The following is a 22,046-nucleotide window of genomic DNA, read 5'->3' on the forward strand; positions in this document are numbered from 1 at the left end:
AGGGCATCTTCGTCAACTTCGCCAACGTGATGACCGCCACCCGCAAGAAGCCGCCCTTCGGCATCGCGCAGACCGGCAAGGCGTTCCGCAACGAGATCACCCCCGGCAACTTCATCTTCCGCACCCGCGAGTTCGAGCAGATGGAGATGGAGTTCTTCGTCGAGCCCTCGACGGCGTCCGAGTGGCACCAGCACTGGATCGAGGAGCGCACCCGCTGGTACGTCGACCTGGGCATCGACCCGGACAACCTGCGGCACTACGAGCACCCGGCCGACAAGCTGTCGCACTACTCCGACCGCACCGTCGACATCGAGTACCGCTTCAACTTCGCCGGCTCGCAGTGGGGGGAGCTGGAGGGCATCGCCAACCGCACCGACTTCGACCTCAGGACCCACTCGGAGCACTCCGGCACCGAGCTGTCCTACTTCGACCAGGCCAGCGGTGAGCGCTACACCCCATACGTCATCGAGCCGGCCGCCGGGCTGTCCCGGTCGCTGATGACCTTCCTGGTCGACGCCTACACCGAGGACGAGGCCCCCAACACCAAGGGCGGGGTCGACAAGCGGGTGGTGCTGCGGCTGGACCCGCGGCTGGCTCCGACCAAGGTCGCCGTGCTGCCGCTGTCGCGCAACGCCGACCTGACCCCCAAGGCCCGCGACCTCGCGGCGACGCTGCGCCGGCACTGGATGGTCGACTTCGACGACGCCGGCGCCATCGGTCGGCGCTACCGCCGGCAGGACGAGATCGGCACCCCCTACTGCCTCACGGTCGACTTCGACACGCTCGACGACCACGCGGTGACGGTGCGCGAGCGGGACACCATGGGTCAGGAGCGGATCGGGCTGGACCAGGTCGAGGGCTACCTGGCCCAGCGGCTGATCGGCTGCTGAGGTTGATCGAGCTGCATACCCCCGCCGAGATCGAGGCGATGCGGCCCGCCGGGGAGTTCGTGGCCTCGACCCTCACGACCCTGCGCGAGGAGGTGGGCGTCGGCGCCGACCTGCTCGACATCGACACCCGGGCCCGCGAGCTGATCGCGCAGCGCGGTGCGGTCAGCTGCTACGTCGACTACCACCCCAGTTTCGGCGCGTCCCCGTTCGGCAAGGTCATCTGCACCTCGGTCAACGATGCCGTGCTGCACGGCCTGCCGCACCGCTACCGGCTGCGCGACGGTGACCTGCTCACGCTGGACTTCGCGGTCTCCGTCGACGGCTGGGTGGCCGACTCCGCCCTCAGCTTCGTGGTCGGCACCGCCCGCGAGCAGGACCTGGAGCTGATCGATGCCACCGAGCGCGCGTTGGGGGCCGGCGTCGCCGCGTGCCGGGTCGGCGGCAAGCTGGGCGACGTGTCCGCCGCCATTGGGCAGGTATGCCGTGGGCTGGGCTACCGGGTCAACCTCCAGTTCGGCGGGCACGGGGTCGGGCGGACGATGCACGGCGAGCCGCACGTGCCCAACGACGGGCGCGCGGGCCGCGGCCTGAAACTCCGCCCTGGTCTGGTCATCGCGATCGAGCCGTGGCTGCTGGAGGGCACCGACGAGATCTCAACCGACCCCGACGGGTGGACCCTGCGCAGTGCCGACGGTTCACGCGGTGCGCACAGCGAGCACACGGTGGCGCTCACCGAGGACGGCCCGCTGGTGCTGACCGCCCGAGGCATGTCATCGCCGGCCGAGACCAGCTGATCGAACACTCTGCCCGAGGCAACCTGAGCGGGCATCAAATGCGTTAGGACTGCATGGACGTGGTCAGGAGGGCGGGATGAGCACCAGCGCGGAGCAGGAGTTCGTCGCGTTCGTCCGAGCCAGCCAGCACCGCCTGCTGCGCGCCGCATACCTGGTCTGCGGTGATCACCACACGGCCCAGGATCTGTTGCAGGAGGCCTACGCCAAGACGGCGAGCCGGTGGGCGCAGGTCAGCGACGGCGCGCCGGAGGCCTACATCCGGCGGATTCTGTATCGGGACGCCGTGTCGCGCTGGCGCAAGGTCGGCAGAGAGCAGCCGATGGACATGGGTGCACCGGACAGCATCTTCGTGCGCATGCCGAGCAGTGACGATCCCACCAGCTGGGTCGATCGGGCGCAGGTGCGGGTGGCGTTGGACCAGCTGCCGCCGCGGCAGCGCGCGGTGCTGGTGCTGCGTTACTACGAGGACCTGTCCGAGGAGCAGATCGCCGACCTGCTCGGGATCCGTCCCGGCGCGGTCAAGAGTCAGGCCAGTCGCGCGCTGGCACATCTGCGTCGGCTGTTGCCTGAGCTGGCGCCGGCTTTGGCCGGCGAAGGAGATGACGCGTGATGACTCGCAAGGACATCCACAGCGCGCTGGAGCGCGCATCCGCCGACGCGGTCGACCAGGACTTCGCCGCGCAGGCGTGGGCTCGTGGCCGGGCCCTGCGACGTCGTCGTCAGGTCGGGGTCACCACGATGGGCAGTCTCGTGGTGGCCGCAGCGGCCGTGGGCGCGCTCTTCCTCGGCGGGGTGGGCCAGGACACCGCCCAGCCACCGTTGGACCCGGCCAACACCCCGGCCAACACCCCGGTCTCCACCGAGGCGCCGACGTCACCAGAGGCCGAGCAGACCGACGACCAAGCCGATCGAAGTGCCCCGTCCGACATCCTGTCGGATGGCCCCTCCTTCGGGGACGCCATCCTGGTGCTCGGTCCGCCCTTTGAGGAGCAGACGTCGCGGGAGCTGACTCCGGCGACGCCCGAACAGCGGCCCGGCGGCGAGTGGACACTCACCGAACCCAGGCCGCAGGCGTGGACCGTCGTCGGCCCCGACGACGGCACCGCCGTGACGTTGGGCTTCGACGGCAGCAACTGGTCGGTGCGTGGCTGCGGGCTGGCCATGCGGGCTCCGGGCGATGCCACTGACGGCGTCGTGACCACGTCGGGCGACTGGGTCGAGCGGGCGGCTCCGGAAAAGGGTCCCGGATGCGAGGGGACGCTGCGGAATGGCGCCGAGAACTGGAAGCGGCTGTTCTCCGAGGAGCCGCTGATCGCCCAGGACGGTGCCACGTTGGTGCTCGTGTGGGCCTTCACTCCTGCATGGGAGACCGAGGTGAGCATGGCCTTCGAGCCCGATCCGGAGTTCTCGCCGCTGCAGGACGGGACGCGCGACGTGGTCAAGGAGGACGTCTACGGCATCCTGGACGAGGTACCGGCAGCGCAGATTCCCGAACAGGATCCTCCCACGGTCGATGTCTCACCGGCGGACATCGTGCGGTGGACCGGCGGCAACCTGGCGATGCAGATTGACGCTCCGTGCTCCGGCGAGCAGTTGGTGACGTGGCTTCTCGACACAGGTGAGGAGGTGCTCCTCGTCGGCATCCAGGGTGGGGCGGAGTACGAATTCTGCCCGGACAGCGCCTGGCCGCAACAGGACTTCGCGACCGCCTTGCTGGGCTCGGTCCCCACCGTGCAGATGGTCGATGGGCGATTCATCGTGCGGGGGTCGGTGCCTCAGGACATGGTGGCCGACAGCCCGGCGGCGGCGGCGACGGAGCAGGATGCAGGCCTTTGCTCCGCCGACGAGGCGACTGACAACGCGGTCGTGATCGGAGATGCTCCCTTCACCGTCGAGGCCAAGGCGCAGCGGCTGCTCGACGCGGCTCTGGCGTGTGACAGCGACCTGCTCATCCAGAGCTCGCCACCCAGGACCAGACCGCGCTGTCGCTGGGGATCACCAGCCCCGAGGAGACGTTCGGCCTCCCGGAGTCTCCCACCCAGCCCTACGCCACCATGGTCGAGCTGCTCACCAGCGGGCCGCCCGAGGAGATCACGAATCCTGCCGACGCGTTCCGGGGATGGGTCTGGAGCGGACCCGACGGCAGTTCGTCGGAGGGTTTCATCCTCGCGATCAACCCGGAGAGCGCCTGGACCGGGTTCCTCGCGCTCGAGTAGGGACAGGAGCCCAGTCGCTGCGGCTGCCGAGGGTGCCTGGTCCGCCCTAGTCCTGGGACACCTCGATGGCGATCTTGCCGGCCACGTGACCGGTAGCGCTCCGGTCGAAGGCGTCGGCCAGATGGTCCAGGGGAAACACCTCGGCCACCGGGACTGCCAGCTCGCCCCGCCGCACCAGGCCGGCGAGCTCCTCAAGGGCGGCGCCGTCCGGGCGCACCCAGATCCACTGGCCACCGGCCTCCAGTGCCGCCGGGTCGGCCACCGAGGCCTGCCGCGCAGGATCACGCAGCACCGCGGAGCTGACCTCGCTGACCCCGCCGACGAAGTCCGCGGCGGCGTCGACACCGTCCGGGGCGAGGTCGCGGATCCGCTCGGTCAGTCCGTCGCCGTACTCCACCGGCTCCACGCCATACCCGCGCAGTCGGTCGTGGTTGCCCGCCGACGCGGTCCCGATCACCCGGGCACCCATGGAGCGCGCGATCTGCACGCCGAGCGACCCCACGCCGCCGGCAGCCCCGTGCACCAGCACGGTCTCGCCGTGACTGAGACCGAGTCGCCGCAGGACGCGGTATGCCGTCAGCCCGGCCAGGGGGAGGGAGCCCGCCTGGTGCCAGTCGAGCTCCGCCGGCTTGCGCGCCAGCGCGCGCGCCGGCACGCTGACCAGCTCTGCGAAGGTGCCGCCGTGGACGTAGTCCTTGCGGGCGTAGGCCATCACCTCGTCGCCGACCGCGAACTCCGGGGTGTCGATGCCGACCTCCTCGACGACGCCGGCGACGTCCCAGCCGGGGACGACCGGGAACACGACGTCCATGAGCGCATCCAGCCCGCCGCTCATCAGCTTCCAGTCCACCGGGTTGACCGAGGCCGAGCGCACCCGCACCAGGACCTCGCCGGGAGCGACCTTGGGGCGGGGCAGTGTTGCCGGCTGCACCACCTCGGTCCCGCCGTATTCGCCGTAGGCCATCGCGTGCATGGTCGGCTCGTCGCTCATCTGGTGCTCCTCAGTCGGGGACGGCGTGCCCCCTCGACAAGCCGGGGGAGACCCGGGGCATTCCTGCCGGAACTCCGCTGCGGGCGATCCTGCCCCAGGGGTCAGGCGGCCAGGAGCAGGGACAGGCCGAGCGTGATCATCACCACCGCGATGGCGGCGTCGAGCAGCTGCCACGACCGGGGCCGGGCGAAGAAGCGACGCAGCCCGCGCGCGCCGTACCCGAGAGCGAGGAACCACGTGGTGCTGGCCAGCAGCAGGCCCACGAAGAACCACCACCGGCCCGGGTCGCCGTGGCTGTTGGCGATGGTGCCCAGCATCAGGATGTCGAGGTAGAGGTGCGGGTTGAGCCAGGTCAGGGCGGCGACGGTGAGGACGGCTCGCCGCGCCGACCCCGCGCCTTCGCCCTCCGCGCGCAACGCCCTGGGATGCCGGGCCCGCCACGCGCAGGTCAGGCCGTAGCCGATCACGAACAGACCACCGGCCCACCGGGCCAGAGGCAGCAACGCCGGCCAGGCGTCCAGCGCCACCCCGACCCCGGCCACCGCCATCCCGATCAGCAGGATGTCGGAGACGACGCAGAAGGTCACCACGAGGCCGACGTGCTCGCGCAGCAGACCCTGGCGCAGCACGAAGGCGTTCTGCGCACCGATGGCGATGATCAGCCCCCACCCGGTCGCGAGCCCCGCCAGGGTCAGGGTGAGGGCAGACACGCTGCGAACGGTAGTGCCGGGCGTGTCCAACCTTTGACGGGCGCTGTGGCGTTCACCATGTGTCAGGGCAGGATCGGTCGAGCAGGAAGGACGGGCGGATGAGAGACGTCGACCCGGACTTCGCCGACTACGTGCGGGCCCGGCAGCAGCATCTGCTGCGGATCGCGGTGCTGATGTGCGGCGATGTCGACCAGGCGCAGGACCTGTTGCAGGAGTCGCTGATCACGTTGTCCAAGCACTGGCACAAGGTGCGCGGCGGATCCTCTACACCCAGAACATCTCGCGCTGGCGCAAGCGGCGTCTGGAGGTGGTCCGCGAAGACCCGCCGGAGGTGGCGGGGCTGGTGCTCACCGACACCTGGGTGGACTACGAGGACGTATGCGCCGCACTGGCGCAGGTGCCCCCGCGGCAACGCACGGTGCTGCGCTACTTCGAGGATCTGAGCGAGGCCGAGACCGCCGACTGGGGCGCCCGGGCGGATGGGTCATCGGCTGCAGCCCACGATCGGACCGGCGCGGAAGGAGAGGGACGATGAGCGAGCGGGACCGCCGCGACGTCTCCGCCGAGCTGCGGAGCGCGGCCGACGTGCAGCTGACCAAGGACTACACGGCCTACGCCTGGGCGCAGGGTCAGCGCAGGCGGCGACGCACCGGGTGGGCGGTCGGTGCAGGTCTGGCAGCGTCCGCGGCCGCGGCGGCATTCGTGGCCTCTCAGACGCTGGGCCCGCTCACCTCAGCCCCGCCGCTGGACCCCGCTGTCCCGCCCACGGCCACCAGTGGTCCGGTGCAGACCAGTGATGCAGAGCCGGCGCCGAGCACGGACCCGGATGGGGACGCGTCCACCGGGCAACCGAGCAAGACCGACCCTGAGGCGGCAGCGCCGGAGTCCACGACCATCCCGCTGGGCCATGGCGTCGTGCTCGAGCCCCTTGAGGGTTGGCGACTGGTGCACGACCGCGATCTGGCAGCCGGAGCCGACCCGGAGTACGTCAAGACCGGTGAGCCGTTCATCATGGACATGAACGACGAGACGCTAGCGAGGACGTCATGCGCCTGGGGTCCGGTTGACGGAATAAGTAGAAGTTCATTCCGCTTACGCATGGTGTCGCTGGCAACCGTCCCGCGACAGTCACCGCAGGCAGCGGAAGGTGGTCTCATGCAGTTCGGAGTCTTCACGGTCGGCGACATGACGCCCGACCCCACCACCGGCACGACCCCCTCGTATGCCGACAAGGTCGCCGCCGAGGTGGCGATCGCCAAGCAGGCCGAGCAGGTCGGGCTCGACGTGTTCGCGGTCGGCGAGCACCACAACCCGCCGTTCGCGATCTCTTCGCCGACTACCCTGCTGGCGCACATCGCCGCGCAGACCGAGCGGCTGGTGCTGTCCACCTCGACCACGCTGATCACCACCAACGACCCGGTGCGCCTCGCCGAGGAGTACGCCCTGCTGCAGCACCTGTCCGGTGGCCGGGTCGACCTGATGATGGGCCGCGGCAACACGGGCCCCGTCTACCCCTGGTTCGGCCAGGACATCCGCAACGGGGTGGCTCTCGCGGTCGAGAACTACGCCCTGCTGCGCCGGCTCTGGCGCGAGGACGTGGTGGACTGGCAGGGCCGGTTCCGCACCCCGCTGCAGGGCTTCACCTCCGTCCCAAGGCCGCTGGACGACATACCCCCGTTCGTCTGGCACGGCTCGATCCGCACCCCCGAGATCGCCGAGCAGGCTGCCTACTACGGCGACGGCTTCTTCCACAACCACATCTTCTGGAACATCGAGCACACTGCGCGGATGGTCGGGCTCTACCGTCGCCGGTTCGAGCACTACGGGCACGGTCGGGCCGACCAGGCGATCGTCGGGCTGGGTGGTCAGGTCTTCATCCGCCCGAACAGCCAGGACGCCGTCGCCGAGTTCCGGCCCTACTTCGACGTCGCGCCCGTCTACGGGCACGGGCCCTCGCTGGAGGAGTTCACCCGGGAGACCCCACTGACCGTGGGCAGCCCGCAGCAGGTCATCGAGCGCACCCTGACCTTCGCCGACGCCGTCGGTGACTACCAGCGCCAGCTGTTCCTGATCGACCATGCCGGCCTGCCGCTGGACACGGTGTTGGAACAGATGGAGATCCTGGGCACGCAGGTGGTGCCGGTGCTGCGCCGGGAGTTCGAGGCCAGGCGCCCGGCTCACGTCCCGTCCGACCCGCCCACCCACGCCTCGCTGCTGCAGGCCGGTGACGAGCACGCCAACGCACACGTCGGCCCGCGGTCGCGCAGCGCCGAGGCCAGGCCATGACCCGGCTCGTCGTCGTCACCGCCGGGCTGAGCCAGCCCTCCGTCACGCGACTGCTCGCCGACCGCCTCACCGATGCGGTGGGTGACCGGCTGCGCGTGAAGGACCAGGAGCCCGAGGTGACCGTGCTGGAGCTGCGTGAGCTCGGCACCGACATCATGTCGGCAATGCTCACTGCTGGTATGTCGTCCGCTCGCCTAACGCAGGCCGGTGCGGCCATCGCCGCGGCGGACGCGGTGCTCGCCGTGACCCCGGTGTTCACGGCGTCCTACTCGGGGTTGTTCAAGTCGTTCTTCGATGCGCTTGACCCAGGGGTGCTGCGCGGGACCCCGGTGCTGATCGGGGCCACGGCGGGGACCGAGCGGCACTCGCTGGTGCTCGACCACGCGCTGCGGCCGATGTTCACCTACCTGCAGGCCGTGGTCGTGCCGACCGGGGTCTTCGCGGCGACCTCCGACTTCGGGGGAAAGGGCGACGGCGTGGTCGATGGCCTGTCCCAGCGCATCGCCCGTGCTGCCGACGAGCTCGTGGCACTACTGAGCCGTCACGACACACCGTCCAGCGGCCGCGACGCATCCGGCCCTTCCACTCCCGACTCGGCGCGCCGGCACACCGATGCGTTGGCCCGGGCTGAGGCGGACGAGGCGGCCGGCAGCTTCACACCGTTCGACCAGCTCCTGGGCCACTCGGCCTGACCCGCCCGTAGACCACTGACCATCGAGCGGCAGCGGATGCACCACCCCGCGCCGTGACGGCGGTGCGCGTGTTGTCGCTCGGCGCGGGAACTCTGGAGAGCGCGGTCAGCGCGAGTCGCGGTCTGCTCGGATGAGGTCAGCAGCACGGGTCGTGGTCTCGACCGGAGCGTCCTTCCGGATGTGCTCGTTGAGCTCGCGGTACGTCGGGTACTCGGTGCTGGTCCGCAAGAGCTCCAGGGCGCACTTTGACAGACTCTGGCCGGCGTCTGCCGCGCGCTTCTCCAGAATCGCCCGGAGGCCGTCGGGGACGTCACGGATCTCGAGTGTGGCCACACGTTCAGGGCCCGTGGCCTGCCCCACGTATGTCAACGCGTGGCCCAGCAGACGGTCTGGGACAATTGCGTAGTCATGACTGTCGCTACTGCACCCGCTCCCGTGCTGCCTCCGCTGCGGATCGGCCGGCACGTCATCGACTCCCCGGTCGTCCTGGCGCCGATGGCCGGCATCACCAACCGGGGCTTCCGTCGACTCTGCCGGCAGTACGGCACGGCGGGTCTCGGCCCGACGCACACCGACGGCGCCACGGGGGCGAGCTCGCTCTACGTCAGCGAGATGATCACCTCCCGCGCCCTGGTCGAGCGCACCCCGGTGTCCATGCGGCTGATCGAGCATGACCCCGACGAGACGCCCCGCTCCATCCAGCTCTACGGCGTCGACCCGGCCACCGTCGGCGCCGCGGTGCGGATGCTGGTCACCGAGGACCGTGCCGACCACATCGACCTCAACTTCGGCTGCCCGGTGCCCAAGGTCACCCGCAAGGGAGGGGGAGCGGCGCTGCCCTGGAAGACCGAGCTGTTCCGCGGCATCGTCTCGGCCGCGGTGCGCGAGGCCGGTCCGTATGCCGTGCCGGTGACGGTCAAGATGCGGGTCGGCATCGACAGCGACCACATCACCTACCTTGAGGCCGGCCGCATCGCCGAGGGCGAGGGCGCCGCGGCGGTGGCGCTGCACGCCCGCACCGCGGCGCAGGCCTACTCCGGGCAGGCCGACTGGTCGCGGATCGCCGCTCTGAAGCGAGCAGTGCGCAGTGTGCCTGTGCTCGGCAACGGCGACATCTGGTCGGCGGAGGACGCGGTGCGGATGGTGGCGCATACCGGGTGCGACGGAGTCGTCGTCGGCCGGGGCTGCCTGGGCCGGCCGTGGCTGTTCACCGACCTGGCCGCCGCGTTCGCGGGCTCGGACCGGAGGGTCGAACCCGGATTGGGGGAGGTGAGCGAGACGCTGCGGCGACACGCGGCATACCTCGTGGACTTCCATCAGGACGAGGGCCGCGGCTGCCGGGAGATCCGCAAGCACCTCTCCTGGTATCTCAAGGGCTTCGCCGTCGGCGGTGATCTGCGGCACCGGCTGGCGCTGATCGACTCCATGGCCGCGCTCGACGACCTGATCGCCGATCTCGACCTGGACCAGCCCTGGCCCGGCGAGCCGGCCGAGGGCCAGCGTGGCCGGGCCGGCTCCGCCCGGGTCGTTGCGCTGCCCGACCGGTGGCTGCAATCGCGTGATCTGGACGGCGCGCAACGCGCCCGGGTCGCCCAGGCCGAGGAGTCGGTCAGCGGCGGCTGACCTCCTCCCGGACGCGGGGCCGCAAAAGAAGTCGGCGCCGACTGCATCCGGATCCGGTGCCGTCCCGGAAGTAGGGGCAGGACGCTCGCCGGAGCGCCCCGGATCACAGGAGATCAGATGCGTTCCACCGCTTGGGGTGCGGCCGCGAGCCTTGCCCTCGTCGCCACCGCCACCCCTGCACTCGCTCAAGACGACACTTCGTCGGTCTCGGTGCTGCACGCCGTGCCCGGATTGAGCGTCGACGTCTATGTCAACGGCGAGGATACCCTGCCCGGATTCGAGCCCGGCACCCTCACCGACCCCCTGGAGCTGGCTGCCGGAAGCTACGACATCGAGGTCTACGCCGCGGGCGCCGACCCGGCGGCCGAGGACCCGGCCATCTCGGGCGAGGGCCTGGAGGTCCCCGGCGGTGCCAACCTGACACTGACCCGCCAACCTGGACGCGGACGGCAAACCTGCTCCCAACGCCTTCGTCAACGACACTTCGACGCTCGACGCCGGGCAGGCCCGGCTGACGGTGCGGCACACCGCGGCCGCTCCGGCCGTGGACGTGCGCGCCGGTGGGACTCCGGGCATCGAGGGCATGACCAACCCCAACGAGCAGGTGCTCAACCTCGACGCCGGGATGGTCAGCGCCGATGTGACCTGTCCCGCGAGGCCGCCTGAGCCGGTGTGCCTCCGCTAGCCGGTGGGGCCGGCGCCCTCACGCCGGGGGGTGGGTCCGACGTGGGAACCATCGACCCGGTCCGCGTGGAGGCAGCCTCCACGGCCGGTCCTGCGGGTAGTGGTGGCGGGCAGGAGGGCAGTCCGCCCGGCCGGGATGCTGCTGGCACGGAGCCCGCGCCGAGCCGGACCGGAGCGTCGCGTCGTGTGCCCGAGATCGCGCGACGACCTGCCGGCCTGATGCAGATCCCCGACGACGGCTCCCGGGTGGGGTGGTACCGGCACGGACCGGCAGCGGGCGCTGCAGTGGGATCCGTGGTGCTGGCCGGGCACGTCGACACCGACGAGGGCCTGGGGGTCATGGCCGCGCTGCGCGAGGTGCCGCTGGAGTCGCGGGTCGAGGTCGAGCTGGCCGACGGATCCGTGCTGGCCTACGAGGTCGTCGGTCGCCGGACCGTGCCCGCGGACGACCTGCCGCTCGACGAGCTCTTCGACCGCGACGGTCCGGCCCGGCTGACCCTGATCACCTGTGGTGGCCCCTGGCGACCGGAGGCCGCGAGCCACCGCGACAACGTCGTGGTGGTGGCCCTACCTCTGGTGCAGGGGTGAGGGGGACCGGACCGTGGAGCGATCCAGGGGGGAGTCGATACGGTGTGCTCGTGAGCGAGCGGGCCAGCGGGGTCGACGCCGAGGTCGGCAGGGACGATGTGCTGCCACACGCCTTCGCCACCGGCCGGCCGGGAGCGCTCGCCGAGATCTACGAACGCTGGGGTGGGGTGGTGCACGGTCTGGCGACGAAGGCAGTGGGACGCGGCGACGCCGAGGACGTCACGCAGCAGGTCTTCGTCTCCGCCTGGCGCTCGCGCACGACATACCGCCCGGCCCGGGCGCCACTGGGTGCCTGGCTCGTGGGCATCACCCGGCACCGCGTCGCCGACCATCTGGGTGCCCGGCACCGCTCGGCCCAGATCCCCTCCGACCCTGCCGCGCTGCTCGGCAATCTGGCGCAGGAACGCGCTCCGAATGCCTTGACACCGGAGCGGGTCGACGCTCTGCTCACCCTCTGGGAGGAGTTGGAGCGGATCGGGGAGCCACAACGGCAGAGTATGCTCCTCGCCTTCTTCGAGGACCTCACGCACCGGCAGATCGCCGAGCGGCTCGAGATGCCGCTGGGCACGGTGACGAGCCACATCGCGCGCACCCTGCGCCGACTACGAGACCGATTGGAGGGTGAAGATGCACGTTGATGCCGACGACCTCGCCCTCGTGGCGCTCGGCGAGGGCACTGCGCAGGAGCAGGCCCATGTGCAGCGGTGCATCCTGTGCCGCGCCGAGATGGAGTCGCTAACCCTGGTCTCCCAGACCATGCGCCGTGGCGGGCCGATGCCATTGCGTCCGCCGGCGCACGTCTGGGCTGCGATCGAGTCGGCTGTCCAGCAGGACGTACAGGATCAGGCTGCGTCGACACCTGTTGAGCGAGAGCCGGAGCACAGCGGCCCGCAGCAGGATGTCACTGTGCCGTACACCGACCCGGGCCGCAGCAGTGGCCCGAAGACCCGGTTCTCGGGCCTCACCTTGCTCGGCGCGGCCGCGGCCGGCGCGGTCCTGGCCTGGCTCGGCACCATCGTGGCCGGGGGGATTCAGAGCGCCGAGGAGTCCGTGCTGGCCTCGGTGGAGCTGGAGGCGCTGAGCGACTCGGTCTCGCCGGGCAGCGCGCAGATCCTCGAGCGGGACGGCCAACGGGTGTTGCAGGTCGATGCCGGGGAGCTGCCCTCCGTGAGCGACGGTTATCTCGAGGTGTGGCTGCTGGACTCCGAGGCGTCCGGCATGGTCACCATCGGGCTGCTGGAGGAGGGCGACCAGGAGTTCGTGCTGCCCGACGGGCTGTCCACCGACACCTTCGGCATCGTGGACGTCTCGATGGAGCACTACGACGGCGACCCCACGCACAGCGAGGAGAGCCTCTGGCGGGGGCCCGTCGCCTCGCCGTGAGCATCCCCGCGCCGGTCAGCTGCCGGTCGCGACCGGTCGGTCGGAGTCGCTGACCCAGTCGCTCCAGGAGCCGATGTAGACCGCCGGGTCGAAGTGGCCGTGCTCCGCAATCTCGATCGCCAGAGCCAGGTGGCAGGCCTGGACACCAGAGCCGCAGTAGACCGCGGTGCGCCGGTCCGGCTGGACCCCGGCCGCGGTGAGCAGCAGCTCCAGATCGTCAGAGGGCAGGAAGCAGCCGTGCTCATCGACCGTGCGCAGCGTGGGCAGGCTCAGCGCCCCGGGAATGTGGCCGGCGACCGGGTCCACGGGCTCGCGCTCGCCGCGGAAGCGCTCGGCCGGGCGGGCATCGACCACCTGGTGTCGATCGAGGTAGTGATCCACAGCATCGGCGTCGAGCAGGCGCCGCGCCCCCGGGGTCAGCACGATGTTGCCCCGATCGGCTTGCAACGGCCCGGTCGCCACCTCCAGACCAGCGCTACGCCACGCGGCATACCCGCCGTCGAGCACTTGCACGTCGTCCTTGCCGTAGTAGGCCAGCAGCCACCAGGCGCGCGCAGCCGCGAGCGACAACGCGTCGTCGTAGAGCACGACCGGGCGTTCCTCGCAGACACCGGCCGCCCGGAAGGCCTCGGTGGCCGCGGTCAGTGACGGCATCGGATGCCGCCCCCCACCCTCGGCGTCCGGCGTGCCGGCAAGGCCGGTCTCCAGGTCGAGGAAGGTCGCGCCGGGGACGTGACCGGCGAGGTATTCGGCGCGGTTGGCCTCGGTGCCGCTGCCCAGCTGCCAGCGTACGTCCACAACCACTGGCACGGTCTCGGGATCTTCGCCGGCAAGTGCCTCCGCCAGCTGCTGCGGGGTGGTGAGCGGACCGGCCATGCCTCTGACCCTAGGGCCTTGCCGCCAGGTCATGACACCCCCCAACACCACCGTGCCGGTAGCTCCGACGGATCGGCTCCTCAGGGCCCCGCCAGCGTCACGTCCTCACGATGAATGCGACGAAGTGCACGCCTCAGCGACAGCTGTGTCACATCCATCGGGGCAGCGCAGCACCACCGCGGGCGTGGGCAGATCTCGTCGAGCTTCGAGCGCCGCCAGCAGCTGGCGGACGAAGCCCTCAGGTGCTCGGGTCAGCGTCTGCGGTGTGACGCCGAGCACCAGCACCCCGTGCGCTGCGAAGGCGTTGTCGTGCTCGACGGTACGGCTCCAGAGGTCGTGGCCTACCTCGTCGATGCCGCTGTGGTGGGCTCGGGAGTGCACCTGGACGGCGATTCCGACGGATGGCAGATAGGCGTCGGGTATGCCGATCCGCCGGCCGTCCGGTGTGTGTAGCGCGTGGTTGAGCACGAATGACGGAAGGCCAGGGCTCTCGCGCATCAGCCGGTGCAGGGTGGCTTCGGGCAGCGACCAGGCACCGGCCGTGAAGGCAGCCAGCCCTCGGGCCGTCCCGGCCTGACCGCGGCGCCCCGCGGCAGCGAGCGCCACCTTCAGCAACGGCGGATTCGTGACGCTCCGCTGCAGGCAGGAGATCGTCAGGGCCTGCACCTCGTCAGTCTCAAGACCGTCCCAGCGTGCGGAGTCGACCAGGGCACGAGCCGGTGACACCACCGTGACCACTCCGCGGCGATGAGCGACAGCAGCTGGCACGACGGATCGCATCCGCTGTGCGCGTGGAGCGACCGACGACCTCGATGATGCAGACACCACGAAGGTCGCCACCCGCGGTGGGGAGTCCAGCCCGCCGAAGACGTGCAGAGCCGCGCCTGCCGTCAGCACGGCCGTCGGACCCGCCCACAGCGCGGCCGCGACGACGAGGGTGTCGGTGTCCAGCTCGCCCCGATGCGAGGCAAAGACGCGTGGCAACGGTTGTTGCCAGGTGGTCTGCACGGCGTGTCGGATGCCGGAGACCGTCCACCCTGCCTCGATCAGCTGAGCGCGCGTGGCCAGCCCCCGCTGGCCGGGGATCTCGGGAAAGGCGCGCTGGGCCATCGGACCATCGTGGCCGAGATCGAGGCCGCGGGTGACGAGGCCTGTGGACAAACCCCGGCGCCCAGATCCCGCCGCAATGCTGGTGCTGAAGACGGCGCCGAGATGTAGCCGAGGACGCCCTCGAGATGAATGTGACGTTGTGGTCGTCGCAGCGGCACCTACGTCACATTCATCGCGTGTCGCGTCGTCGTCGTCCGGTGCATAGCTCGCGGTGGTGGTCGTGGTGGTGGTGGCGCTCGCGGTGCGGGCTCAGCGATCCTTGCGCCAGGGCGGCGGCTCGCCCTGCAGCCACCAGCTCATCCACGAGGTCAGGGTCGGCAGCGCCACATACGTCATGATCGGCGTCAGGATCAGGGTGCTCAGCAGCACCCGCAGCGGAAGCGCGACGTCATCGGGCAGCACGAGCGAGAGCAGCCACGTCGCCAGCAGGCTGAGCGGGAAGAACGCCATCCAGATCACCGAGCCCTGCTTCCACCGCGGCGGCGCGGGCGGTCCCGGCCGCAGGTCGGCGACGTCGGTGGAGACCGGGTCGTCGAACCACCCCTCGATGCCGGTGCGCCGCTCGACCACGCCGGCCCCGGCGATGCCCTGGGCCGACTGCAGCCACCAGCGCCGCTGGTCTGACTCCTCCCAGCGGTCCAGGGCGGCGTCGCTGTCGAAGCGGTAGAGCATGTGCCACTGGTGCGAGTCCATCGACGGACGCACCCACCCTGTGCCCAGGAAGCCCTCGAACCGCTCGGCCAGGGACGCGCCGGCGTTGATCCAGGCCACCATCCGGTCCGCCTGCTCGGGATCGACGTGGCGGGTGATGCTGACGGTCACGGAGGAGGTCACCGGCAAGAGCCTAGGCTGAGCGGCATGTGCCGCAACATCCGTCAGCTCCACAACTTCGAGCCACCGGCCACGTCCGCCGAGGTGCAGGCCGCTGCCCTGCAGTACGTCCGCAAGGTCGGCGGCGCCAGCCGTCCCTCGCAGGCCAACCAGGCCGCATACGACCGGGCGGTTGCCGCGGTCAGCGCCGCCACCCAGGACCTGCTCGACCACATGGTGACCACGGCTCCGCCCAAGGACCGTCAGGAGGAGGCGGCCAAGGCCAGGGCCCGCGCACAGCAGCGTTACGCCCCGTCGCGATGACCGGGACGGTCCGCCCCGCGCTTCGAGCACTCCGATGACGGCGACTGCCACGGTCCGGTTGCGGCACCTGGCCAACTGGGCCAACCTGTCGACCCCGCTGGGCCTGCTGGTCGCGCGGGCCGGAAGCGCGCGCGTGCGGCGCGGACCCGAGGCGCTCTACCTCGCCGACCATTACCGCTTCGGGTTCCCGGTGGCCGACGCGTTCACCGTCGGCGACGTCGTCATCAGCAAGCACGACCTGGATCAGCTGCAGGCCCGGTGCCCGCAGCTGCTGCAGCACGAGACGGCGCACAGCAGGCAGTGGATGTGGTGCCTGGGTATGCCGTTCGTGCCGCTCTATGTCGCGGCGATGGGCTGGTCCTGGGTCCGCACCGGGGACCGCGCGGCACGCAACGTCTTCGAGTGCCGGGCCGGCCTGGCGCAGGGTGGGTATGCCGACGTGCCGACCCGGCGGCTCCGCCTGAGCGCCTCGGGGCGCGCGAGGTGAGCGAGCGCGACCACCCGGCTCGCGGCTACACGACCCGTGACCTGCAGCGGTGGCTGCCCGAGGATCGCGACCAGCAGCGCGCCGACCGCGCCGACTTCGCCCGCGACCGGGCCCGCGTGCTGCACTCGGCAGGGTTGCGGCGACTGGCGTTGACCACCCAGGTGGTGCAGCCCGGCTCCGACGACTTCGTGCGCAACCGGCTGACCCACTCCCTGGAGGTCGCGCAGATCGGCCGGGAGTTCGGTGCGACCTTGGGCTGTGACCCCGACGTCGTCGACACCGCCTGCCTTGCGCACGACCTGGGGCACCCGCCGTTCGGTCACCACGGCGAGTCGGTGCTCGACACGCTGGCCGCCGACGTCGGCGGCTTCGAGGGCAACGCGCAGACACTGCGGGTGCTGACCCGGCTGGAGGCCAAACGGCTACACCCTGACGGGTCGTCGGCCGGGCTCAACCTGACCCGGGCCAGTCTCGACGCCGTGCTCAAGTACCCCTGGCCCCGGGAGGAGGCGCCGCCGGGCAGTGGCAAGTTCGGCTACTACGCCGACGATGCGGAGGTCTACGCGTGGGTCCGGGCCGACGCGCCCGCTGACCAGCCGCGGCGGCGCTGCCTGGAGGCCGACGTCATGGACTGGTCCGACGACGTGGCCTACTGCGTGCACGACATCGAGGACGCCGTCACCTCCGGCCGGATCGACCTGCGGTCCCTGCGCGACCCCGACGTGCAGGAGGCCGTCGTCCGGGTGGCGCGCGAGTGGTATGCCCCCGACCTCAGCGCATCCACCCTGGCCGAGCAGCTGGACCGACTGCTGGCCTCCGGGTGGATCCCGCAGGAGCACGACGGCTCCCGCGCTTCCCTGGCCGCGCTGAAGGACATGACCAGCCGCCTGGTCGGACACCTCGTGCGCGCGGTCGAGCTCGCGACCCGCGAGCGGCACGCACCGGGCCCGCTGTCCCGGTATGCCACGACGCTCGTGGTGCCCGAGGACGTGCGGGCGCAGAGCAGCGTGCTCAAGGCAGCGGCCGCCCACTTCGTGATGCTGAGCGACGAGCGCCGCGCGGCGATGGAGCAGCAGCACGCCGTGGTGACGGGTCTGGTGCAGGCCTACCAGAATGACCCCGACCGGATGGATCTGGTGCACCGCCAGGCCCGGGAGGACGCCCGGGCGCGCGGCGACCTCGAGGGTCAGCGCCGGGCGGTGATCGACCAGGTGGCGAGTCTGTCCGATGCCCGGGCATGGACCCTGCACCAGCAGCGGCGGAACCGATGATCCACCCCGGCATCAGATAGGGACTCGGTCCGTGGTGTGCAGGTGGGGCGCGCCGACCGCGGCGACGGTGAGTGCTGCGGCGTAGCCGGGTCGAGGCGCCTCGAGGTCGGTGGTGGTGCTCGGCTCTCCACCGTGGCGCGCACCGTGGGCCTTGAACCGCGACTCCTGCCGGGTCCAGCCCACCGGGTCGGCTCCCGCCATGTCGGCGACCCGCTGCACGTCCACCCCCACCTTCGCCTTGACGCACGTGGCCACGACCACCTGGACGCCGGAGTGCGACACCGACACGTGCGGACCGCCGGTCACGACGGGCTGGCCATGGGGCCCACCGCATTCGGCACAGGTCCGATCGATCCGCACCTGTGCCGGTGCCGTGCCGACCGAGGGTGCCACGGCGGTCCGCAGCAGGGCGGCGCCGAGCAGGAAGCGGGCGCGGTCGGCAGGCAGGTCGAGGTCGGCGAGGCGGTTCCGCTCGGTTTCGTCGAGCAGATCGACGAGGTCGACGTGAGCATCGGCCAGATCGGCCCACCAGAGGTAGACGTCGACCATGAGCGCCTCCGTCGTCGCTGCTAGGGGTCCAGGAATTTGATGCGGCGTTTGTATGCTAACTCCGGTTTGGTTAGCCTAAGTTGGTGAGCATCACGCGGCAGGACCTGCTTCGGCGCTCGCCGTTGCTTCCGCCCGGCGGGGTCGACGGCACAGCTGCCCTCGTGACCACCAACGGCGAGGTATGCAGTCACGCCGAGCTGCGCTCGCGGGTGGACGCTCTCGTTGCCCAGCTGCCCGACCCGGCGGCGGGCCGCTGCCTGGTCCACGCACGACTGCAGCCGGAGATCGGTAGCGTCGCGGCATACCTGGCGGTGCTCGAGGCTGGCCACGTCGCGCTGGTCACGGCCGACGACAACGCCACGGCGACCCCCACCCGCCGCATTCTGGAGCGCTACCCCCCGGACCTGCGCGTGGCACCGGACGGCGCGGGTTACGAGGAGCTGGCGCCGAAGCCGCAGCACCTGCTGCACCCGGACCTCGCGCTGCTGCTGAGCACCTCCGGCAGCACCGGCTCGCCCAAGCTCGTCCGGCTCTCTCACGACAACGTCGTCAGCAACGCCGCCGCGATCGCCGGTGCGCTCGCGCTCACCGGAAAGGACCGGGGGATCACCAGCCTCCCGCTGCACTACTGCTACGGGCTGTCGGTGCTGCACGCCCACCTGTATGCCGGGGGTAGCGTCGCGCTGTCCGCTCACTCGGTCCTCGACGACACGTTCTGGGAGACCGTCGATCGGAAGCGAGTCACCACTCTGGCCGCGGTGCCGCACACCCTGCAGCTCCTGGAGACCACAGAGGTCCTGCACCACCCGCACCCGTCGCTTCGCCTGGTCACCCAGGCCGGCGGGCGGCTGGCGCCCGAGCGGGTCGAGCGGACCGCCCGGCTCGGCCGGGAGCAGGGCTGGGATTTGGCGGTGATGTACGGCCAGACCGAGGCCACCGCCCGCATCGCGGTGCTGGACCCTTCGCTTGCCCTGGACCACCCGGACGCGGTGGGCGCTCCCGTCCCCGGCACCCAGGTGCACGTGGACACCACCGTGCCCGGCGCCGATCCGGCGGCCGGCGTGGGCGAGCTCGTGGTGACCGGACCCGGGGTGATGATGGGCTACGCGCTGCACCCCGACGACCTGGCCTGCGGGCCGATGCTGCGCGAGCTGCGCACCGGCGACCTGGCCCGCGTGGACGAGCAGGGCATCATCCGCATCGCCGGGCGCCGCAGCTTGTTCGTCAAGGTCATGGGTGTCCGCGTCGACCTGGGGGCGCTCGAGCACCGGCTCGAGGCCGAGGGGCTCATCGCGTGCGTGACCGGTGACGACACCGGTCTGCGCGTCGCCGTGGAGCCCTCGGCGGGGCCCGACGACGCCGAGCTCACCCACCGGGCTCGCCTCCTCGCCGGTGAGGGCTGTGGGCTGGGCGTGGCCGTGGTCGAGGCCGCCGTGCTGAGGCTGCCCCGGCTGCCCGGGGGCAAGATCGACCGGCAGCGCTGCGACGCCCTGGTCCGCGCCGCGGTGGCTGGGCCCGACGGAGGGGCCGACAGCGACCCGTCGGCGGTCCTGACAAGGCGGGTGGCGGGGCGACTCGCGACGGTGCTCGGGCGCAAGGACGTGGACCTGGAGCGGTCGTTCGTGCAGCTGGGCGGCGACTCGCTCAGCCATGTGCGCGCCTCGGTGCAGCTGGAGGAGCTGCTGGGTCCGCTGCCCGGCGACTGGCACCACCAGCCGCTGCGACGGCTGATAGTGGACGCCCGGCGGCCCAGCGCCGACGAGACCCCCGGTGACGGCCGGCGCACCGTCGAGATGAGCGTCCTGTTGCGTGCGGTCGCCGTCATCGCCATCTGCGGCTCGCACGCCGACCTGTTCCGGATCCTCGGCGGTGCGCACACCCTGCTCACCGTCGGCGGCTTCAATGCCGCGCGGTTCGGGCTGTCCACGCCGTCGGCAGGGCTGCGCTGGCGGGCGACCGGGCGGATGCTGATCGGCATAGCGGTCCCGACGATGGTCATCGCACTAGTCGGCATGGTGACCCACGACCGCTACGGCTGGGCCAACGTCGTGATGGCCAACTGGGCGACCGGCGACGTGGCCTACGGCCAGCACAACGAGCTGTGGTTCATCGACGCCCTGGTCGCCAGTCTGCTGGTGCTGACCGCCGTGCTCTCGGTGCCTCCGGTGGCCCGGTGGTGGCACCGGGACCCGTGGGCGGTGGCGTTCGGCGTGGCGGTGCTCGCGCTGATCCCCCGGTTTGCGGTCCTGGCCACGTGGGAGGGCGTGCTGCGAGGGATCCTGCCGACCGTCTTCTGGCTCTTCGCTATCGGCGCGGCGCTTGCCTACGCCCGCACGCGAGGCCGGCAGCGGCTCACCTTGGCCGTGGCGGCGGTCGGCGGCATCACGTTCTTCCCGGACGACCCGATCCGCAACCTGGCCATCCTTGCCGGGATCACCGCCCTGGCCCTGGTCCCCAACGTGCGGGTGCCCGCCTGGAGCGTGCCCGTGGTCAGCATTCTGGCCTCCGCTTCGCTCTACATCTACCTCATCCAGTTCCAGATCATCGCCCTTGTGCCGACCTCGCTCGGGGCCACGGTGGCCGCCCTGGCCGCCGGGTGCCTCCTGTGGCGCCTCGCGCACCCCCACGTGCAGCGGCTGCAGTCCCTGCTGCCGGCAGCCGAGCACCCCACCCACCGCAACGGCGCGGCCGACCACACGACATACCGTGACCACTGAGAGGGACCCCGTGTCCGTGCCGAACTTCCGCCGCCCCCTGACCGTCCTGCTCGCCGGGGCCGTCCTCACCCTGACCGCGTGCTCGGGGGAGGAGGACTACGAGCCGGAGGCCGGCGCCCTGCAGATCTACTCTGCGCAGCACGAGAAGGTGACGCAGGCCTGGGCCGACGCCTTCACCGAGGCCACCGGGATCGAGACCCAGATCCGCTCCGGCCAGGACTCCTCGATGGGCCACCAGATCGTCGAGGAGGGGGAGTCCTCGCCCGCCGACGTCTTCCTCACCGAGAACAGTCCCGCGATGACGCTGGTCCAGCGCGCGGAGATGCTGGCCGAGGTCGACCCGGCCACCCGTGAGCAGCTGCCCGAGGGACTGGTCCCGTCCTCGCAGGACTGGGTGCCGATCGCCGCCCGCTCAACCGTGCTGGTCTACAACACCGACCTGGTCTCGCAGGACGAGCTGCCCGCCTCGATGATGGACCTGGCCGACTCGAAGTGGGACGACCGGTGGGGTGGCGCGCCGGGTGGCGCGGACTTCCAGGCCATCGTCGCCGGGATGCTGGAGGAGGAGGGCGAGGCGGCCACCCGCGACTGGCTGCAGAACCTCAAGGACAACGCGGTCGTCTACCAGAACAACATCGCCACCATGAAGGCGGTCAACGCCGGAGAGGTCCCGGTCGGGATCATGTACCACTACTACTGGTACCGCGACCAGGCCGGCGACCAGGAGGGCAGCAACAACACCAAGCTGCACTACTTCGGGGAGCAGGACCCGGGGGCCTTCGTCAGCCTGTCCGGGGGCGGGGTGCTCAAGGGCGCCGACATGGCGGCCGAGGGCCAGCAGTTCCTGGACTACGTCGTCAGCCCGGAGGGCCAGCAGGTGCTCACCGACAGCGAGTCGATGGAGTATGCCGTGGCCACCGGGGTCGACTCGGACCCCGCCCTGCCGCCGCTGGACAGTCTGGACGCGCCCCCCGTCGACCCGTTCGCGCTCAACTCCGACGACGTCATCGCGATGATGACCGATGTCGGCCTCCTCTAGACCGGA

Annotated in this window: 25 protein-coding genes; 17 read left to right on the plus strand and 8 right to left on the minus strand. The window is 71.1% G+C overall.

Annotated features, from left to right (window positions below; genetic code table 11):
• From ACR2FV_RS05295 to ACR2FV_RS05305, 3 genes are all read left to right on the plus strand, one after another.
• On the plus strand, positions 1–890 hold an 890-nt coding region (locus tag ACR2FV_RS05295), incomplete at its 5' end, for a glycine--tRNA ligase (protein ID WP_434014657.1).
• Positions 891–892: 2 nt separating this feature from the next.
• Positions 893–1,684 carry a type I methionyl aminopeptidase gene (map, locus tag ACR2FV_RS05300; protein WP_434014658.1) on the plus strand — a complete coding sequence of 264 codons (792 nt, stop codon included), beginning with the start codon at positions 893–895 and terminating at the stop codon, positions 1,682–1,684.
• A gap of 76 nt (positions 1,685–1,760) precedes the next feature.
• Complete coding sequence (locus ACR2FV_RS05305; protein ID WP_434014659.1) at positions 1,761–2,294, plus strand: SigE family RNA polymerase sigma factor; 534 nt, start codon at positions 1,761–1,763, stop codon at positions 2,292–2,294.
• 109 nt (positions 2,295–2,403) lie between these two features.
• On the opposite strand, the gene ACR2FV_RS05310 is transcribed toward ACR2FV_RS05305, so the two are convergent.
• Positions 2,404–2,646: a hypothetical protein gene (locus ACR2FV_RS05310; protein ID WP_434014660.1), complete on the minus strand. Its 243-nt coding sequence runs from the start codon at positions 2,644–2,646 to the stop codon at positions 2,404–2,406.
• Positions 2,647–3,738: 1,092 nt separating this feature from the next.
• Between ACR2FV_RS05310 and ACR2FV_RS05315 the strand changes: the two genes are divergently transcribed.
• Positions 3,739–3,900 (plus strand): hypothetical protein, encoded by a 162-nt coding sequence (locus ACR2FV_RS05315; RefSeq protein WP_434014661.1) that lies wholly within the window; start codon positions 3,739–3,741, stop codon positions 3,898–3,900.
• A gap of 46 nt (positions 3,901–3,946) precedes the next feature.
• On the opposite strand, the gene ACR2FV_RS05320 is transcribed toward ACR2FV_RS05315, so the two are convergent.
• Positions 3,947–4,873: an NADP-dependent oxidoreductase gene (locus ACR2FV_RS05320; protein WP_434014685.1), complete on the minus strand. Its 927-nt coding sequence runs from the start codon at positions 4,871–4,873 to the stop codon at positions 3,947–3,949.
• Positions 4,874–4,992: 119 nt separating this feature from the next.
• On the minus strand, positions 4,993–5,601 hold the full coding sequence (locus tag ACR2FV_RS05325) for a LysE/ArgO family amino acid transporter (protein WP_434014662.1): 609 nt from the start codon (positions 5,599–5,601) through the stop codon (positions 4,993–4,995).
• Between the two features lie 307 nt (positions 5,602–5,908).
• Between ACR2FV_RS05325 and ACR2FV_RS05330 the strand changes: the two genes are divergently transcribed.
• From ACR2FV_RS05330 to ACR2FV_RS05340, 3 genes are all read left to right on the plus strand, one after another.
• The gene (locus ACR2FV_RS05330; RefSeq protein WP_434014663.1) at positions 5,909–6,136 is read left to right on the plus strand and encodes a hypothetical protein; all 228 of its coding nucleotides are present in this window, start codon (positions 5,909–5,911) and stop codon (positions 6,134–6,136) included.
• Positions 6,137–6,756: 620 nt separating this feature from the next.
• Entirely contained in the window at positions 6,757–7,887 is a 1,131-nt protein-coding gene (locus tag ACR2FV_RS05335) for a CE1758 family FMN-dependent luciferase-like monooxygenase (protein WP_434014686.1), read from the plus strand.
• Entirely contained in the window at positions 7,884–8,579 is a 696-nt protein-coding gene (locus ACR2FV_RS05340) for a CE1759 family FMN reductase (RefSeq protein WP_434014664.1), read from the plus strand. Before ACR2FV_RS05335 ends, ACR2FV_RS05340 begins: the two co-directional genes overlap by 4 nt.
• Positions 8,580–8,684: 105 nt before the next feature.
• Here ACR2FV_RS05340 and ACR2FV_RS05345 read toward each other — a convergent pair whose 3' ends face one another.
• Positions 8,685–8,912 carry a hypothetical protein gene (locus ACR2FV_RS05345; RefSeq protein ID WP_434014665.1) on the minus strand — a complete coding sequence of 76 codons (228 nt, stop codon included), beginning with the start codon at positions 8,910–8,912 and terminating at the stop codon, positions 8,685–8,687.
• A 75-nt stretch (positions 8,913–8,987) separates the two neighbouring features.
• On the opposite strand from ACR2FV_RS05345, the gene dusB reads away from it, so the two are divergent.
• The 5 genes from dusB (at position 8,988) to ACR2FV_RS05370 (ending at position 12,857) form a co-directional block, all read left to right on the plus strand.
• On the plus strand, positions 8,988–10,202 hold the full coding sequence (gene dusB / locus ACR2FV_RS05350) for a tRNA dihydrouridine synthase DusB (RefSeq protein ID WP_434014666.1): 1,215 nt from the start codon (positions 8,988–8,990) through the stop codon (positions 10,200–10,202).
• Positions 10,203–10,319: 117 nt separating this feature from the next.
• The gene (locus tag ACR2FV_RS05355; protein WP_434014667.1) at positions 10,320–10,868 is read left to right on the plus strand and encodes a DUF4397 domain-containing protein; all 549 of its coding nucleotides are present in this window, start codon (positions 10,320–10,322) and stop codon (positions 10,866–10,868) included.
• Positions 10,869–11,072: 204 nt separating this feature from the next.
• The gene (locus tag ACR2FV_RS05360) at positions 11,073–11,474 is read left to right on the plus strand and encodes a class F sortase (protein WP_434014668.1); all 402 of its coding nucleotides are present in this window, start codon (positions 11,073–11,075) and stop codon (positions 11,472–11,474) included.
• A 50-nt stretch (positions 11,475–11,524) separates the two neighbouring features.
• Positions 11,525–12,112, plus strand: coding sequence for an RNA polymerase sigma factor (locus ACR2FV_RS05365; protein WP_434014669.1), 588 nt, complete (start codon positions 11,525–11,527; stop codon positions 12,110–12,112).
• On the plus strand, positions 12,102–12,857 hold the full coding sequence (locus tag ACR2FV_RS05370; RefSeq protein WP_434014670.1) for an anti-sigma factor: 756 nt from the start codon (positions 12,102–12,104) through the stop codon (positions 12,855–12,857). Before ACR2FV_RS05365 ends, ACR2FV_RS05370 begins: the two co-directional genes overlap by 11 nt.
• A gap of 15 nt (positions 12,858–12,872) precedes the next feature.
• Here ACR2FV_RS05370 and ACR2FV_RS05375 read toward each other — a convergent pair whose 3' ends face one another.
• The 3 genes from ACR2FV_RS05375 to ACR2FV_RS05385 all read right to left on the minus strand — a co-directional run bounded on the left by ACR2FV_RS05375 (position 12,873) and on the right by ACR2FV_RS05385 (position 15,677).
• A complete protein-coding gene (locus ACR2FV_RS05375; protein ID WP_434014671.1) occupies positions 12,873–13,733 on the minus strand; it encodes a sulfurtransferase in 861 nt (286 codons plus the stop codon).
• A gap of 105 nt (positions 13,734–13,838) precedes the next feature.
• A complete protein-coding gene (locus ACR2FV_RS05380; protein ID WP_434014672.1) occupies positions 13,839–14,843 on the minus strand; it encodes a hypothetical protein in 1,005 nt (334 codons plus the stop codon).
• A 249-nt stretch (positions 14,844–15,092) separates the two neighbouring features.
• Positions 15,093–15,677: an antibiotic biosynthesis monooxygenase gene (locus ACR2FV_RS05385; protein WP_434014673.1), complete on the minus strand. Its 585-nt coding sequence runs from the start codon at positions 15,675–15,677 to the stop codon at positions 15,093–15,095.
• Positions 15,678–15,701: 24 nt separating this feature from the next.
• On the opposite strand from ACR2FV_RS05385, the gene ACR2FV_RS05390 reads away from it, so the two are divergent.
• Genes ACR2FV_RS05390 through ACR2FV_RS05400 form a run of 3 tightly spaced genes read left to right on the plus strand, consistent with a single transcriptional unit; the run spans position 15,702 to position 17,735 of the window.
• A complete protein-coding gene (locus ACR2FV_RS05390; protein ID WP_434014674.1) occupies positions 15,702–15,977 on the plus strand; it encodes a DUF2277 domain-containing protein in 276 nt (91 codons plus the stop codon).
• A gap of 34 nt (positions 15,978–16,011) precedes the next feature.
• Positions 16,012–16,464: a hypothetical protein gene (locus tag ACR2FV_RS05395; protein WP_434014675.1), complete on the plus strand. Its 453-nt coding sequence runs from the start codon at positions 16,012–16,014 to the stop codon at positions 16,462–16,464.
• Entirely contained in the window at positions 16,461–17,735 is a 1,275-nt protein-coding gene (locus ACR2FV_RS05400; RefSeq protein WP_434014676.1) for a deoxyguanosinetriphosphate triphosphohydrolase, read from the plus strand. Before ACR2FV_RS05395 ends, ACR2FV_RS05400 begins: the two co-directional genes overlap by 4 nt.
• A 12-nt stretch (positions 17,736–17,747) precedes the next feature.
• Here ACR2FV_RS05400 and ACR2FV_RS05405 read toward each other — a convergent pair whose 3' ends face one another.
• Positions 17,748–18,284, minus strand: coding sequence for a 4'-phosphopantetheinyl transferase family protein (locus tag ACR2FV_RS05405; protein WP_434014677.1), 537 nt, complete (start codon positions 18,282–18,284; stop codon positions 17,748–17,750).
• Between the two features lie 83 nt (positions 18,285–18,367).
• On the opposite strand from ACR2FV_RS05405, the gene ACR2FV_RS05410 reads away from it, so the two are divergent.
• Positions 18,368–21,001, plus strand: coding sequence for an AMP-binding protein (locus tag ACR2FV_RS05410; protein WP_434014678.1), 2,634 nt, complete (start codon positions 18,368–18,370; stop codon positions 20,999–21,001).
• On the plus strand, positions 20,991–22,040 hold the full coding sequence (locus ACR2FV_RS05415) for an extracellular solute-binding protein (RefSeq protein ID WP_434014679.1): 1,050 nt from the start codon (positions 20,991–20,993) through the stop codon (positions 22,038–22,040). The genes ACR2FV_RS05410 and ACR2FV_RS05415 overlap by 11 nt, the downstream gene beginning before the upstream one ends.
• The last annotated feature ends 6 nt before the right edge of the window (positions 22,041–22,046 follow it).

Source organism: Ornithinimicrobium sp., assembly GCF_051004135.1.
GTDB lineage: Bacteria > Actinomycetota > Actinomycetes > Actinomycetales > Dermatophilaceae > Ornithinicoccus.